Annotated in this window: 17 protein-coding genes (1 of these 17 only partly in view); 15 read left to right on the top strand and 2 right to left on the bottom strand. The window is 31.0% G+C overall.

Annotated features, from left to right (window positions below):
* Positions 1–3: 3 nt before the first annotated feature.
* On the bottom strand, positions 4–555 hold the full coding sequence (locus Q9969_RS09625) for a DUF2115 domain-containing protein (protein ID WP_305557219.1): 552 nt from the start codon (positions 553–555) through the stop codon (positions 4–6).
* A 79-nt stretch (positions 556–634) separates the two neighbouring features.
* Here Q9969_RS09625 and Q9969_RS09620 point away from each other — a divergent pair, with 79 nt between their 5' ends.
* The 11 genes from Q9969_RS09620 (at position 635) to Q9969_RS09570 (ending at position 9,881) form a co-directional block, all read left to right on the top strand.
* Complete coding sequence (locus Q9969_RS09620; protein WP_305512368.1) at positions 635–1,279, top strand: hypothetical protein; 645 nt, start codon at positions 635–637, stop codon at positions 1,277–1,279.
* 41 nt (positions 1,280–1,320) lie between these two features.
* Positions 1,321–1,788: a hypothetical protein gene (locus Q9969_RS09615; RefSeq protein ID WP_305512366.1), complete on the top strand. Its 468-nt coding sequence runs from the start codon at positions 1,321–1,323 to the stop codon at positions 1,786–1,788.
* Between the two features lie 120 nt (positions 1,789–1,908).
* Complete coding sequence (gene nikR, locus Q9969_RS09610) at positions 1,909–2,355, top strand: nickel-responsive transcriptional regulator NikR (RefSeq protein WP_305557320.1); 447 nt, start codon at positions 1,909–1,911, stop codon at positions 2,353–2,355.
* Positions 2,356–2,379: 24 nt separating this feature from the next.
* A complete protein-coding gene (locus Q9969_RS09605; RefSeq protein ID WP_305512362.1) occupies positions 2,380–3,147 on the top strand; it encodes a methyltransferase domain-containing protein in 768 nt (255 codons plus the stop codon).
* Positions 3,148–3,155: 8 nt separating this feature from the next.
* A complete protein-coding gene (gene hycI, locus Q9969_RS09600) occupies positions 3,156–3,638 on the top strand; it encodes a hydrogenase maturation peptidase HycI (RefSeq protein ID WP_305512360.1) in 483 nt (160 codons plus the stop codon).
* Positions 3,635–4,729, top strand: a complete 1,095-nt coding sequence (locus tag Q9969_RS09595; protein WP_305557216.1) for an ATP-grasp domain-containing protein — start codon at positions 3,635–3,637, stop codon at positions 4,727–4,729. The genes hycI and Q9969_RS09595 overlap by 4 nt, the downstream gene beginning before the upstream one ends.
* A gap of 81 nt (positions 4,730–4,810) precedes the next feature.
* Positions 4,811–5,881 (top strand): phospho-N-acetylmuramoyl-pentapeptide-transferase, encoded by a 1,071-nt coding sequence (locus Q9969_RS09590; protein ID WP_305557213.1) that lies wholly within the window; start codon positions 4,811–4,813, stop codon positions 5,879–5,881.
* A 295-nt stretch (positions 5,882–6,176) separates the two neighbouring features.
* Entirely contained in the window at positions 6,177–7,658 is a 1,482-nt protein-coding gene (locus Q9969_RS09585; protein WP_342766074.1) for a Mur ligase family protein, read from the top strand.
* Between the two features lie 80 nt (positions 7,659–7,738).
* Complete coding sequence (locus Q9969_RS09580; RefSeq protein ID WP_305512352.1) at positions 7,739–8,185, top strand: hypothetical protein; 447 nt, start codon at positions 7,739–7,741, stop codon at positions 8,183–8,185.
* Complete coding sequence (locus Q9969_RS09575) at positions 8,182–9,447, top strand: hypothetical protein (RefSeq protein WP_305512350.1); 1,266 nt, start codon at positions 8,182–8,184, stop codon at positions 9,445–9,447. Before Q9969_RS09580 ends, Q9969_RS09575 begins: the two co-directional genes overlap by 4 nt.
* A 5-nt stretch (positions 9,448–9,452) precedes the next feature.
* Positions 9,453–9,881: a DUF356 domain-containing protein gene (locus tag Q9969_RS09570; RefSeq protein ID WP_305557206.1), complete on the top strand. Its 429-nt coding sequence runs from the start codon at positions 9,453–9,455 to the stop codon at positions 9,879–9,881.
* Here the strand turns inward: Q9969_RS09570 and Q9969_RS09565 are convergent, their stop codons facing one another.
* Positions 9,882–10,373, bottom strand: a complete 492-nt coding sequence (locus Q9969_RS09565; protein ID WP_305557204.1) for a multiprotein bridging factor aMBF1 — start codon at positions 10,371–10,373, stop codon at positions 9,882–9,884.
* A 179-nt stretch (positions 10,374–10,552) separates the two neighbouring features.
* Here Q9969_RS09565 and Q9969_RS09560 point away from each other — a divergent pair, with 179 nt between their 5' ends.
* The 4 genes from Q9969_RS09560 to Q9969_RS09545 form a co-directional block, all read left to right on the top strand.
* On the top strand, positions 10,553–11,791 hold the full coding sequence (locus tag Q9969_RS09560; RefSeq protein ID WP_305512588.1) for a proteasome-activating nucleotidase: 1,239 nt from the start codon (positions 10,553–10,555) through the stop codon (positions 11,789–11,791).
* Between the two features lie 263 nt (positions 11,792–12,054).
* Positions 12,055–12,984 (top strand): PH domain-containing protein, encoded by a 930-nt coding sequence (locus tag Q9969_RS09555; RefSeq protein ID WP_305557190.1) that lies wholly within the window; start codon positions 12,055–12,057, stop codon positions 12,982–12,984.
* A 9-nt stretch (positions 12,985–12,993) separates the two neighbouring features.
* A complete protein-coding gene (locus Q9969_RS09550) occupies positions 12,994–14,190 on the top strand; it encodes an NAD(P)/FAD-dependent oxidoreductase (RefSeq protein ID WP_305557187.1) in 1,197 nt (398 codons plus the stop codon).
* A 6-nt stretch (positions 14,191–14,196) separates the two neighbouring features.
* Positions 14,197–15,226: the 5' portion of a TIGR01177 family methyltransferase gene (locus Q9969_RS09545; RefSeq protein WP_305557184.1), read on the top strand. The gene runs 8 nt beyond the window's last position; the window shows 1,030 of its 1,038 coding nt (coding positions 1–1,030); it begins with the start codon at positions 14,197–14,199; its stop codon lies off the right edge, out of view.

The following is a 15,226-nucleotide window of genomic DNA, read 5'->3' as shown; positions in this document are numbered from 1 at the left end:
ACTTTAATTTTCAGGTGTTTGTTCTGCAAGGCATAAATGACAAATCGCATTGGTATTGTCTTTCTGATTATCTTTAACGGGACATAGAAATTTCCCCCCTTTTTTTTCAACAAATAAACTTCCGGGAAATTCACTTCCAACTGGATGTATCGGCTCTTCTAAAATAAAAGTTGTGTACAATGCTGTAATGACATAAATTAATGGAAATTTATCTTTTTTGTTATTTGACAATCTTTCTTTTTCAAAAGTTTTTTTAAGCATTGGAAAGGAATCATCAAAAGATTTTTTATCAATTGTTGAATCGGTGTAATCTTCTTTTTCTTTGACTTCTTTCATACGCATGATAAAATATTTTATGTATACTTTCAGATATTTTTCACGGTAATTTGCCTGAACATATTCACCATCTTTTCTCATATGTGCTGTAGCCATCATTAAATCTTGAACTGAGATAATACGGGCGTATTTTTTAAGAATTGTCATTAATTCTGATTTTTTAACTTTATCATTTTTAGATAATTCTTTAAGTTCAATCAATATGCTTTCAGCTTTCATATGATTATTTATAAAATTTATTATATTTAATAAAAACTATTAATTACTTAAACATATACTAATAGGTAGGAGTTTAAAAATGATTGGCGGTTTTATTGAAATTTCAAAAGAAGATATTGAAAATGTTGAAAATGCTTTAAAAGTAAATAGCGGTTATAAATTAAAAAATTCTAAGTTTAATGTCAAAACATTTGAAAAGGCTCAAGACATCATCATAATTCAATATGTGGATAATGTTGAAAATGAGCTAGTTTTCAATACGCGGGAGAAAAATGCCAAATATTATATTACAGACACTTTCGATTTATTTATGGAGAACATTATAACAGGCAATGCTTCAAGGGATGTTTTCCAATCTGTAAGCAGCTATTTTTATGAGGTAATTGAAAATAATGATAAAGATTTCACTAAAGAAAAAGAAGAGCTGATTAACTTTTTACTCCTTACAGAGGATTACTCTAAAGATTTCCTTGAACTTAATTTAGACCAGGATAAAATCCTCAGCGATTATCAAGATGACCATGATAAGATTTATGCTGATGAATCATTAAACAGAGTTCAAAAGAGTTTGGCCTTAAAAGAACTTGTTCATATGTCAATTTGTCAGGTTGTTGATGATATTGATTTATTTTTTACAAGACCTTCTAATTTAACTCCAGAAGAAATTGCTGAGAAAAACAAACAAGAAGCTGAAGCATTAGAAAAAGAGATGCAATTGTCATAAATATTAAATAATATGTGTTACTATAATTAATTGTTGATTATATGATTAATATTACTCGTAATGAAGAAGTTGTTTTAAATCAGATAAAAATTTTCAATATTGAATATCCTGATGGAATTCCACTTAAACTACTTAAATCGGAATTGGGATTTCATGAATATGATTTAGTTCAGATTCTCGAAGAACTCCAGGATAAGGATTTAATTATTTTTAAAAATAATAAGGCTAGTTTATCTGAGAGTGAAAAGCAAATCAACACTGTTAATTCTAAAAAAGACTTAGAAGAATTGGAATTAAACCAAAAAGAGAAAGATTCATATAAATTAATTAAACATTTGGTTAATGAAAAAAATCTTATTTCCAAATATACTTTAGAGGGTCATTTATTATATGGAGATTTACAACTCACTAATTTTAGAATGTACCATATTATATTGTCTTTTCAGAATAAAGGGCTTTTAAAAACTATTAATAGGGATGATGGAGAATATTATTTGCTTGTCGAATAATATTTTTTACACAATTTTTATTATTTAAGTATTATTATTTTACATTTTCATCATAATATTTATATAAGTTAAAATGTAATATATAGTATAATAATTGAATTTTTGATGTGTTTTTTTATGATGAGAATAAGTATGTCACTACCTAAGAAATTATTAGCTGATTTCGATGAAGTATTAAAAGAGAGAGGTTATCAATCTCGTTCAAAAGGAATCCGTGATGCACTTCAAGATTATATTGTAAGATATCAATGGATGAATTCCATGGAAGGAGAAAGAATAGGGATTATAACTATTATCTACGATCACCACTATACTGGTGTTATGGAAAGCTTGGCAGACATCCAGCATAATTTTAGAAATGAAATCACTACTAGTATGCATATTCATATGACTGATAAATATTGTATGGAGATTGTAGTTGTAAATGGAGATATTGTTGATATACGTGATTTGACTGAAAGGATAATGAGACTTAAAGGTGTGGAACACGTAAAACTTACAAGCACTGCTAATGGAGAAGATTTTAAAGAGCCAGGATATTCACACAATCATACTCACAATCATTAAATCTTTTTTTTATTATTTTTTTTCATGAAATTTAAAACCACCCCGTATCATCATGATCTGCTTAAAGATCATAATCGTTTAGCGGTTTTTTTCCAAGCTATAAACGAATATGATTCAGGCACTGATTTAGCATATGATTTAGGTTGCGGAAGTGGTGTTTTATCTTATTTTTTAAGTTCAAAATTTAGTGAAATAATATCACTTGAAATAGAACAGAAAACGTATAATTGTGCAAAAGAAAATTTAGAGGATTTTGAAAATATTCAGGTAGTCAATAGTAATGTTTTGGATTATGATTTTACAAAAAAAGCAGATTTAATAGTTTGTGAAATGTTAGATACAGCATTAATTGATGAAGAAGAAATCCCAGTTTTAAATCATGCTAAAAAATTCCTTAAAAAAGATGGAAGAATAATTCCTCAAGGAATAATCAATACTGTACAATTAGTTAATCTTGAGAGAGAGTATATTCACTGGGATGAATGTGCAAACTATGAAGAACTTTCCGATGAAATTGTTTACTCTCAATTTAACTTCTCAGATGAGATTAACCCTAAATTTATAAAAGAACTAACCTTAAAAGCAAATAGATCAGGTTTGGCAAATGGATTGAAAATTACCACCTACACAAAACTTAATGATAATCTTATTGCAGGACCCTTACCAATGCTCAACCCGCCGTTATTAATCCCTTTAGAAAAACATAAAGTAAAAGTAAATGACTTTATACATGTTGAACTAAAATATATTATGGGAAAAGGGATTAAGACTATTGAAACTAAATATTTGTAGGTGGAATAATGAGCTTTGAATCTCAATTAGATAATTTTTTATCTGATTGTGGAAAATTAATTGTGTTAGGTGTAGGTAATGAGCTTAAAAGTGACGACGGCATAGGCCCATTTATTATAAGGAAGCTTAAAGAAGAAAACATCGAAAATGAAAACCTGTTTTTCATTGATGGCGAAACCGTACCTGAAAACTTCACAGGCAAGATCAGAAAAGAAAATCCCACTCATTTAATAATAGTTGATGCATGTTTGATGGATTCTCATCCTGGAGATATGCAAATTGTTGATAAAGATAACTTTGCAAGCATCGGTATTTCAACTCATTCAATGTCTTTATCATTTTTTGTAAGATATCTTGAGAGAGACACTGAATTTAAAATAATTTTCGTTGGAATTGAACCTGAAACAATGGATTGGGGTGAAAATCCAACATTTGAAGTTAGAAAAGCAGCAGAAGAGTTTATAGAAATATTAAAAGGGATTATATTATGAAAGTATTATTTATTGGTTCAAGATTATATGACGATTTAGATTGGTATGTTAAGTCTAAGGATATTGAAAGTATATTAACAGAATCAAATGAGGAAGCTATCAACCTTGATTTGCCTAATCAGGTGTTTATTGTTCCTCGGGGGATGGATGGTCCAAAACAAGTTGCATTAATGCACAAAGTAGATGCTATTGTGCCATTAATTGGAATAGATCCTCCTTTAATTGATATTGCTCATATGAAAGAAGAAGTTGAAGCGGAATATGGAATACCGGTTGTTGCAGCGGGTGTGCGTGCAGTCGAGTTAACTTCTGATAAAATCAAAACAAAAAGATTCTATGAAGAAATTGATGTTGCAACTCCAAATTATCAAATATTGCACAGTCCTGATGAATTGGCCCTTGAATTTCCAGTCGTTTTAAAACAGGGTGAAGGACAGGGTGGAAAAGATATTAAAGTAGCTAAATACATCGATGAGGTGGAGGGATATTTCAACGAATTTGATGAAGCTTTATGCGAAGAATTCATTGAAGGAGCGGAAATATCTGTTGAAGTATTGGGGTTCAATGGTGAATTTGTAGCTTTGCCGCCAATTTATAAAGGTGAAACTACATTAGAAGGAACTCATCCATTAAATAAAATTAAATCTGGCCCTTGCATGGTGGAAGGATTGGATAATAATCTAGTTCAACATACGGCTTATAAAATAGCTAGAAATTTAGATTCAGATGGGATATTTGAAATGGATTTCATGTATTCAAGGAAAAATAATCAATTGTATGCCATTGAAGTAAATACTCGTCCAAATGGAACTAGATATTTAACAACAGCTACTTGTGGCGTAAACTCATTGTGCGAACTTGTAAATATGGCTATTGGTGAGTTTAGCTTGGCTAATATTTCGAATAAACTCCAATATTATTATTCAGCTGAAATTCCGGTAGGTAATTATCAGGGTCCCAAACCTAATGAACCTATAAAATCTTTTGAACATAATGATTTTGTTGTACATGGTCCGGAAGGATATCAGAGAGTTACTGCAAGAGCTAATTCAAAAGAAGAACTTGATGAATTAGTTGATAAATTGACTTAAATCTGTGTTATAAGTTATAATTATATACTATTATGGATATATATTTTAATAATGTAAAAATATGTAGAATGTGGTATAATAATGAATAATACAGATATGTTAATTCTTTTTTTAATAACTTTGTGTGCCACAATATTCTTTACTTGGTATGTTAAAAGGATATTGTTGAAAGCAAGGATAGCAGATAATCCTATAGTTAGTGAACATAGACATAAAAGTGGTACTCCTACAATGGGAGGTATAGCATTTTTATTCACAATTTCTCTAATAATTGCACTTTATTATCAAAATACACCAATATTAATAGTATCATTCATCATGCTCGCTGGAGGAATTGTTGGTTTAGTCGATGACTTAATAGGTTTAAAAGTTAAAGAAATTCAAAAGATTGTTGTCAATACGTCTAATGAGGTTATAACTTTAGGAAGATTGGATGTCGAACCTAATGAAGAAGTTCGTGTTGCAACTCCTAAAGCAAAAGCCGAAGTTGATGATTTGCTTAAATCAGGTAAAGTTGAGGTAATTGGTGAAGTTCCAATTAAAACAGAACCTGAAGAATCAGAAAAAATCCTCTGTCAAATTGTTTTAGGATTATTTTTAGGACTAACTGGTGTCGTAACTACATTGGGTGGTTTTGAATTAGGTATATTTGCTATTCCTGTCGTGGTTATTGCAGTTTTAGGATCTATCAATTCTGTTAATCTGATTGATGGTATGGACGGTCTTGCCGCAGGTATTGTTGGAATTGCATCAATTGCATGTTGTGTTTATGGTTATTTATTTGGACCGGCTACAATCATACCTCTGTTTTTAATAATTGCAGGGTTATGTTTAGGATTTTTAGTATTTAACAAACATCCTGCATCAATATTCATGGGGGATGTTGGATCATTTGTGTTAGGTACTGGCTATGCCGCGGCTGTTTTAGTATGTGATATACCGTACTTCGGTGTTCTTGCATTAGGCGTGCCGGTTATTTCAGTTGTAGTTAGTTTGCTGCACAGAGCACATATTATTAAATTACCAGTTGAGCCTCTTCATCATACTTTAAACCATTACGGTATGTCTGAGGTAAAAATTGTATCAAGTTATTTAGGTTTTACAGTATTATTATGTATCTTAGGTATTCTTTTAAAGATGTACTTATTCTAATTTATTTAGGTGATTTTTATAGGTGATTTTTATGAATATTCAAGATTTGACCAATTCTATAAATGGAAAACTTTATGGAAATGATGCGTTTTTTTCAATTGATGGATTTACAGGCAAATTTACTTTTTTACATGAGGCACATACTGGTGACATTGTCATAAGGGAATGGATCGATCAGGTTGGTGTTGAAATGGCATTCGATAGAAATATTGCCTGCCTTGTAACTCCTGAACCTAGAAATGGAGCTATTGAAGTTGCTGAAAGATTAAATTTCCCATTAATTGTTATAAAAGATATGGAAGTCGCTAAAAACTTTGTACTGAAGATTACAAGAAGTGAAGAGTTAAAATATATTAAAGATTTAGCGGATTATGTTGATGGTAAAATCATAGGCAATAATGAATTCTTTTCTATAGATGGTTTTACCGGTAAATTTACTTTCTTAAATGAAGCACATACTGGAGACATTGTCATACGCCATTGGATTAATGCAGTTGGTGTTGAAATGGCATTTAATAAAAATATTGCATGTCTCATTACACAAACTCCAAAGGACGGTGCTATTGAATTGGCAGAACGACTTAATTTCCCATTAATCATTACTGATAAAATAGAACTTGCAAATGCTTATGCACTTGCACATACTATTGGAAAATATTCTCCGGGTTCCACAAATATTATAATAACCGGAACCAATGGAAAATCAACAACTTCACATTTAATTTATCATATTTTAAATAATGCTGGTTATCATGTACTCACTAATACTGATAGTGAATCGGAATTCAATACTCTAATTGATCCAATGGTATCTAAATTGGTATATGATGAAGTATCTAAAAATGGTGATTTGGATTATCTAGTTATTGAGGTGTCTGAAGTTCAGGGTTGGTTAAATAATTTAATGAAAAGTCATGCTGCATTAATGAGTGAAGCCATTAGCCCTCAGGTAGGTGTGATAACTAATGTTGCAATGGATCATATCGGTCTTGTAAACTCAATTGATGATGTTTTTGAAGAAATTAAAGCAGTTCCGAAAGCTATTGGGGATGGAATTACTATTTTAAATCATGATGATGAACTTGTTAGAAGTTTAGAGGTTCAAAATCCATTTTATACTTCAATGTCTAAAATTGATGATGAGAATGCAGTTTACTTTGATGGTGAAGATATAGTTTACAGGAATAATTCAATTTTATCCATAGATGAATTGCCATTCAAAGGCAATCATTTCATACAAAATATTTTATCAGCTATTGGTGCCTGCATATCTTTAAATATTGATATGGATGATATTGTTGAGGGAGTTAAAACTTATAAGGCATTAAACAGACGTTTTGCTAAATTAAATGATGCACCATTGATTTATGATGATTTTGCACATAATCCTGATGGGATTAAGGCAACAATTTCAGAAACTCTTAAATTACTGCCTCAAAACCAAAAACTACAATTAGTTTGTGCAATAAGAGGTTCAAGAGGAGTTGAAATCAATCAGTTAAATGCCGATGCATTAGTCGAGTCAATGACTGGAAATATCAATGTGTACTTGTCTTCCAGTAATGATGTAGTAAATGAATCGAATTTTGTCAAACCAAAAGAGAGAGAAGTTTTTTTCAATACTTTAAATAAAAATAACATTGAATTTACTCATTTTGATAATTTAAATGATTGTTTATTGGAAGTTTATAAAAAAGCAGATAAAAAAGATATTATTTTATTAATTGGCGCTCAAGGAATGGACCCGGCTAAGTCACTTTTAGACAATATAATATAAATTTAAATATCATATCAATTAATATAATAAATGTATAATTTATTCTTTTATTGAGAATATTGATACAAGAGGAAATAATCATGTTTATAAAGATTAGGAGAGACACATTAATAATTTTATTATTGGCGTTTATTTTGATTCTTTGTGGTCGTTTAATCACATATGTTGCATTCGCATCATCTGAGGATATTAATGACGGAATTCCTATTTCTGGTGTAATTATCAAAGGTAATGATATTGTACCTGTAGATACGATTAGATATAATGTTATGCAAGCTGGTTTTAGGGATGGTAGTGTAATTTATGGTGATATTTTAAAAACTTCTAAAAGAGAAGTTTCGCTGCAGGATGCGATACAAACGGCGCAGGAATTTGCAACACGGTCAACAGTGCCCGGAACATCTGTACAACCAATTACTGCTGCAGATGTTCAAGTAGATAAAAATACGGGTGTTGTTACAGTAACAGTTATAGAAGACTTTTCTTCTGTTGAATTAGAAAATAAAACAACTGGGGTGAGTGGATGAATTATAAGGCATTTCATGTATCGATTGTTTTTTTAATTATTGCATTAATGACTATGAGTAGTGTCGCGGCTACTTGTAACATTATTGTTATCACTGACCCTTCAGGTGAAGATCCAAATGGTGCTGCTGCAGGAAGTATGTCTTTTGCAGACAACATGTTTCAGTCAACATTTTTAATGTCTAAAAATAATCATTTTGCAGTACTTTCTGGAGGTACTGGTAGTTCTGATACAAGGTTGGACTCTATTGTGGATGCTGTAGCAAGTTTAGAAAACAATGCATCTGCAGCTTCAGCAGCTTCATTAGCATCTCAATACAAAGGTGCTCGTTTGTTAGTTGGCGGTCCAAGTATGGGGGCGGCTATTGGCGGATCATTTAATGCATACGTTATCACAGTAGATGATTCAAGTAATGAAATTAAAGTAACTCCTTATACTAGTGGTGTAGCTACACTACAGCCTGGTGAAAAAGGAGCTATTATTCACTTAAGGAATACTGCAGGAAACCCATTATACGGTACTGCAGATAGCGTTAGAAAAGAAACTGCAATGAATATTGGAAAGATGATTCGAGATGGATATCCTGCCACTACAATTCTCTCTGAAGCTATGGGGGAAGTAGCTAAAGATTCTGGTGAAAAATATGGTGGTGGTGGAGTAAACTTAGTATCTGGAATTTCGACTTCAGACATGTTCACTCCTAAAGATTTGAACACATCAGGTTATCCGATGGATGAAAAATACTCCAAGGTTTGTGATGACTGTGGATGGGCTATGGGTTTTCCTGCAGCGGAAGCTTATGATAAGTGTCCGGTTTGTGGTGGAGAATTAAGAACTGTTTATGCATATGAAGCACTAGGTTCTGCCTTAACCGTAAGTCAAAATTCAGTTAGTGTGTCAGTTTATGGAAGTGATAAGCCGGGATTAGCATCTACTACTACTGAAATTGTAGAAGCATCTGTTGCAAAATATGGTTATGATGCATCTGCTATTGCAGGATCTATTAATAGAGGTATTAATAATGGTCTTTTAATGGGCGTTGATCATGTGGAACCTAAAGATATTAATGTAAAACAAGGATCTAAAGCAGTTGGTGTTTACTATACTGCACTTCCAGGAGACCGGTCTGCTCCGGTTTGGGACCTGCCAATTGATGGTAATATATTAAATATTCTTGGAAGCATTCAAACTGCAGTAGGTATTATTTTAATATTGTTAGTGGTATTCAGATCAAGGTTGTTGAAATCTTTCCAAAATAGGTGATTATTATGGCGTTAATATTGATTCGTGGTGAAAATAATTCTAAATTACTTAATGCAATTGCAGATATAGAACGTCATGGTAATTTGAATTTAACATCAAAGCCTAAAGTAGTTGATGCTGCTTTTGCAGATTCATTAGTAGAAGGAATTTTAAATTCAAAACTTAAAACAACCTCTAATGTTGCCGCTGCATTTTTTGTAAAAGAAGATACTACTTTAAGCATTATACAAGTTAAAAAAATCCATCCTCCCGCTCATGTCGTAGTTGTAAGTCATGAATATGGTGCTTATTCTAAATTGGAATATGTTTTGAATAATGCTCAAGATTTCCAGGGATATCATTCACACAAAGCCGTTAATGATGGGATGATTGATTATAAAGTAAATAAAAAAGAAAGGCACATTAAAAATGATAAATTAAATAGCTATAAATAGCTATTTTCTTTTAATTTTCATAATATTTCCTAAACTTCTTTCTCCAGATGAACTGTTAATAAATTGATTTAAATCGATATTGTCTATTTTTTCAAGTAATTTTATATCCAATGTTTTTTCTAGTTTTTTAGTTAGTTTATTATCAGGAGTCATTTTGCCGGTTTCAATTCTTGAAATAACAGAAACTCTTTCATTGATTTTTTTACCTAAATCCTCACGAGACCAATTTTTTGATTCTCTGGCCTTTCTAATTTCAATACTAAAGTCTTCAATTAACTCTTCAGTGGATTCTTCACTTTTAGCATATGATTTATTTCTATTTTTTGCAGGTCTTTTTGCTTTATTTTGTTTTGCAAATTTTGGTTTAGGAGGTGTTTTTTGGATTTTACCAAGTTTCGCACACTCTTTACAAACAATCATAACTGATCCTTCAATTTTTGCTTTTATCGGATTGTTTTCAGGTACAGGTTTGCCACAGATTTCACATTCCATCTTAATCAGTTCCTCATATTTTTTAATTAATTATATATTAATTGTCTTATATAATGATTGTTAGTATCAGTAAAAATGAATACCTTTAAATACTTTAAAGTTACTAATTGTTATTAAAGTAACATGTTGTATAAAAATTAAACTAACTGGAGATGATTCACATGGATGATTTTAATGATTTGGAAAATTCGTCAAAAGAACAATTAATCGAAAAAGTAGAATCTCTACAAGAGGAGATAGTTTCTTTAAGAGAAGATAAATCCAAAGCTAAAAGTAACTTAATGTGGAAAGTTAGGAAATTAGAAAAGGATAAAGTCCTAATTGAAAATGAAAAAATTAGACTAGAACGAGAAACTAAATCATTACGTTCTGAAGTAGATAGATTTAGATCTCCCCCTTTAGTACTGGCTACTATAACTGAAGTTTTAGATGATAATAGAATGACTGTAAAAAGCAGTACTGGGCCTAGTTTTCTTGTTAACTACTCAAAATTCTTAGATGAAAAATTATTAGTACCGGGTTCTAGAGTAGCATTAAATCAACAAACTTTCGGTATTGTTGAAGTTTTACCGTCTGAAAAAGATGCAAATGTTTCTGGAATGGAAATTGAAACTAAACCGGATATAACTTATGAAAAAATCGGTGGTTTAGAGGAACAGATTATTGAAGTAAAAGAGACTGTTGAACTTCCTTTAACAGAACCTGAACTATTTGAAAAAATCGGTATTGAACCGCCTAAAGGAATTTTATTATATGGACCTCCTGGAACAGGTAAGACTTTGCTTGCAAAAGCAGTAGCCAATGAAACCAATGCTACTTTTATTAAGATTGTAGCTTCCGAATTTGTCAAAAAATACATTGGAGAAGGGGCAAGACTTGTTCGTGAAGTCTTTGAACTTGCAAAAGAAAAAGCTCCTGCAATCATATTCATAGATGAATTAGATGCTGTTGCAGCTAAAAGACTTAAAAGTTCCACTAGTGGAGACAGAGAAGTTCAAAGAACTCTAATGCAACTTTTAGCAGAACTTGACGGATTTGAATCCAGAGGAGATATCGGAATTATTGGTGCAACCAACAGACCGGATATCCTGGACCCTGCATTATTACGTCCTGGCCGTTTTGACAGATTCATTGAAGTTCCCCTTCCAAATATTGATGGAAGACGTGAAATTCTTAAAATTCATACTAAAAACATGTCGTTAGATGATGAAGCAGAAATTGACTTGCTTGCTGAGTTAACTGATGAATTATCTGGTGCAGATTTAAAGGCAGTATGTACTGAAGCAGGTATGTTTGCAATTCGTGAAAAACGTGATAAAGTTACTATAGATGATTTTATGGATGCTATCGATAAGGTCATGAGTAAAACTAAAGAAGACGAATTGTTCAAAACAGAAGCTGGCGTAATGTTCGGATAACTTTAATTAAAAATAATAGGCCTATGATGAACCCTATGAGCTCTGATATGTGATGAATGATGGGCGAGCTGAGGCTTATTTTAAAATCTTTTTTTCACTAGCGGTATTAGGTATTCTGAATTTCAGCATAATATTTTTCCAATTTTTTGAGCATTAAAGGAATATTAAATCTTTTCATGCTAAATTGCTCAATAAACATTATTCTGCAATTAAATTTTGACAGACCCTAAACATTTATTTAAAATAAATTATAATCTATAATTATGTTATTTAATAATGATGGACAATCTGGTGATAGGGTCCTTTATAAAACTAAACCTAATATGATTTTAGGTTGTAAAAAAGCTATTTATGGGATTATCATACTAGTTTTAATTTTAATCATTTCACCGGCAGTTATTGAGTTTATAGGGGGAATGCAAGTATATTTAATATCCTATGTTAAGCTTTCCTTAACTAGATATGCAGCCATTGCATTTTTTCTTCTTATTCTTATTGATGTTATTTATATTATTTGGCAATTAGTTGGATGGTACTCAAAGGAATATATTTTAACCGATAGCAAAATCATTATTAAATCTGGAGTATTGTCCACTAAAAAAAATTACATGCCTTATGGAACCATTCAGGACTTAAATACTTCTCAAAGCATTTTTGCAAAAATTTTCAATATTGGATCAATAAAGGTATTCAGTGCTTATGATAACAACTTATTGGAGTTAAAAAATATCTCAAACCCTTCAGAAGTTGAAGATATAATATTTTCCCAAATCAATGAGGCAAGAAATTTCCAAGCTCCACCACAAAGATTTCCTCAACAGGAACATTATGAAGACTATTATTATGATGAATACGAACCGATTACTCCGATAACTCATGAGAGAAATGTTTCTCCTAGAAGGGAATATGACTATTACCCAGAAGATTTTCAAAACAATGAGCCTTTGCCGCATAGGTATGAATATGAACCTTATGATACAGGATATGGCAAACCTCTAAACACTTCTCAACAAGATGATTATTATAATCAAATAAGAGATGATTATTCTTATAGTAGTCAAGATTACTACCAAAACAATGAAAACGAAATTCATTATGACGAAGTTGTTGAAGAACCTGCTACAAATGATGCAGAAGATGCAGACTCTTCCGAAAAAGTCATCCGAAGACATTTTGATAAATTTAAGAAATAAGGTATTATAATGAATTTCGATTTTGATGTAGTGGTAGTTGGAGCAGGGTCTGTAGGTTCAACAATAGCATATTGCCTAGCTAAAAACGGATTAAATGTAGCTATTTTAGATAAGAAAAAACAAATTGGTTATCCTCTACAATGTGCAGGAATCTTAAGCATGCATATTTTTGAGTATAATGAATTACCTGATGAAGTAATATTAAACACAGTTAAGGGAGCATTTCTTCACTCTCAAAATCATATTTTAAATGTTAAAAAAGATGAAAATGTTGCATATATAATTGACAGGATTGCTTATGACCAATTTTTATTAAAAAGAGCTATAGAAAATGGTGCAAAATTAGTCACTCGAAAAGTGGTTGATGGAGATATTGAAAATGGAATAGTATATTTTTCAAAAAAAGATTGCATAACTTCAAAAATCATCATTGGTTGCGATGGATATGACTCCAAAATATCTGAAATTATAGGAAATAAACAAGAAAGCTATCCCGCATCACAGATGCTTGTTAGAATAGACGATGAAAATATGAATAATTTCAGAAAATCAGATAAAAAGATAAATGATTATGTAGATACTTATTTGCTGGAAAATATTCTGCCGGGATTTTTATGGATTATTCCGCTAAAGAATAATCTCTATCGTGTAGGTTTATTTTTCAGTCAATCTCACAAGAGGCAGGATGAAATTCTATATGAGTTTTTAAATGAAAATTTTGAAGAATTTGAAATAATTGAAAAATATAAAGGTTTTATTCCAATATATGATCATAAAAATCGATTAGTTAAATCTAGATCACTTTTAATAGGTGATGCAGCATCTCAGATAAAACCCACCTCCGGCGGAGGATTACTGATGGCATTTGACAGCTGCAAAATAGCCAGCAAATATATTGTCGATGCAATTTTAAAAGATGACCTTAGTATATTAAAAGGATATGAAGATGAATTTAGAAAAAAATACTCAAAAGAATTTAACTATCAGTTTAAAGTGCAAAAGACACTTAATTTATTAGATGTTAAGGACATTGACTACTTTTTTGATAAACTAAAAAAAAATGATTGTGAAAGAATAATATCTGAATATGGGGATATGGACAATCAGTCTGTGCTTGTTCGGGAATTTATTAAAAGAGGTTTAATATTTAAGATTATTCCAAAATTTCTTTTTAAAAAAGTAGTGAATATATTTGGATTTAGGTGAATTTTAATGGAATTATTATGTATACAATCACAAGAACATCCTGAATTGCCATTGGCTGAATTAAAAGCGGTAATGGAATGTGAAAATATTGAAGCTAAAGTTGATGATGTAACTGAAGGAATAGTAATCTTAAGAAATATTCCTTGCGAAAAGCTATATGGCTACTATGAAATCTTAACAAGAAGATTAGGTTATACTCATGAAATCCATGAAATGATTATTAAATCTCATGCAGCTACTTTAGGCAGTGACGTTGAAAGTATTGATTGGTCTGAATATATTGACGAAACATTTGCAGTGCGTGTTAAAAGAATTCGTTCCGAAGTAGACACTGTAGGTTGTGAAAGGGAACTTGGAACATTGATTTTAGATAATTGTGAAAATATTAAAGTATCATTATCCAAACCTAAAACACTTATAAGAGTAGTTGCCCATGGCGATGATTTATATATTGCTATTGAGAGAATGAAATTAAATAAAAAACATTTTGAAAATAGTAAACCTCATAAAAGACCATTTTTCTATCCAGGTTCAATGAATCCGAAATTAGCTAGGTGTATGGTTAATCTATCTAGAATTAAACCAGGTCAATTATTATTAGATCCATTCTGTGGAACTGGAGGGATATTAATTGAAGCAGGATTAATCGGATGTAAACTGGTAGGATCCGATGTTTACTGGAAAATGCAAAATGGGACTGCTGTTAATTTAGATTATTATGGGATTGCTGATTATAGGACCTTTCATTTAGATGTTCGTGAACTTAAAATGTATGAAAAGGTAGATAGTGTAGTTACTGACCCTCCTTATGGAATTTCTACTTCCACAGGCGATGTCGATGGTGAAGAAATTTTTAAAGAATTTTTCCATGCAATTTATGATAATATGAAAGACGACGCTTATTTATGTATGGCATCTCCACATTACATTGACTTAAAACCAATGATAGATGAGGTTGGTTTTGAAATCGTTGAGGAGTATAGGATTAAAATGCATAGAAGTTTAACAAGAATTATATCAGTTATAAGGAAAAAAT

The organism is Methanobrevibacter sp. V74 (assembly GCF_963082495.1).
GTDB lineage: Archaea > Methanobacteriota > Methanobacteria > Methanobacteriales > Methanobacteriaceae > Methanocatella.
Note: the sequence above shows the minus strand (reverse complement) of the source record. Positions and strands in the feature narration are given on the sequence as shown.

Bases quoted from the DNA above. Each gene is read 5' to 3' on its own strand.
- Q9969_RS09590 (WP_305557213.1), top strand. From the start codon at position 4,811: ATGAATAATACAGATATGTTAATTCTTTTTTTAATAACTTTGTGTGCC.
- hycI (WP_305512360.1), top strand. From the start codon at position 3,156: ATGAGCTTTGAATCTCAATTAGATAATTTTTTATCTGATTGTGGAAAA.
- nikR (WP_305557320.1), top strand. From the start codon at position 1,909: ATGAGAATAAGTATGTCACTACCTAAGAAATTATTAGCTGATTTCGAT.
- Q9969_RS09565 (WP_305557204.1), bottom strand. From the start codon at position 10,373: ATGGAATGTGAAATCTGTGGCAAACCTGTACCTGAAAACAATCCGATA.
- Q9969_RS09620 (WP_305512368.1), top strand. From the start codon at position 635: ATGATTGGCGGTTTTATTGAAATTTCAAAAGAAGATATTGAAAATGTT.
- Q9969_RS09615 (WP_305512366.1), top strand. From the start codon at position 1,321: ATGATTAATATTACTCGTAATGAAGAAGTTGTTTTAAATCAGATAAAA.
- Q9969_RS09550 (WP_305557187.1), top strand. From the start codon at position 12,994: ATGAATTTCGATTTTGATGTAGTGGTAGTTGGAGCAGGGTCTGTAGGT.
- Q9969_RS09595 (WP_305557216.1), top strand. From the start codon at position 3,635: ATGAAAGTATTATTTATTGGTTCAAGATTATATGACGATTTAGATTGG.
- Q9969_RS09555 (WP_305557190.1), top strand. From the start codon at position 12,055: ATGTTATTTAATAATGATGGACAATCTGGTGATAGGGTCCTTTATAAA.
- Q9969_RS09580 (WP_305512352.1), top strand. From the start codon at position 7,739: ATGTTTATAAAGATTAGGAGAGACACATTAATAATTTTATTATTGGCG.
- Q9969_RS09585 (WP_342766074.1), top strand. From the start codon at position 6,177: ATGGAAGTCGCTAAAAACTTTGTACTGAAGATTACAAGAAGTGAAGAG.
- Q9969_RS09625 (WP_305557219.1), bottom strand. From the start codon at position 555: ATGAAAGCTGAAAGCATATTGATTGAACTTAAAGAATTATCTAAAAAT.
- Q9969_RS09570 (WP_305557206.1), top strand. From the start codon at position 9,453: ATGGCGTTAATATTGATTCGTGGTGAAAATAATTCTAAATTACTTAAT.
- Q9969_RS09575 (WP_305512350.1), top strand. From the start codon at position 8,182: ATGAATTATAAGGCATTTCATGTATCGATTGTTTTTTTAATTATTGCA.
- Q9969_RS09605 (WP_305512362.1), top strand. From the start codon at position 2,380: ATGAAATTTAAAACCACCCCGTATCATCATGATCTGCTTAAAGATCAT.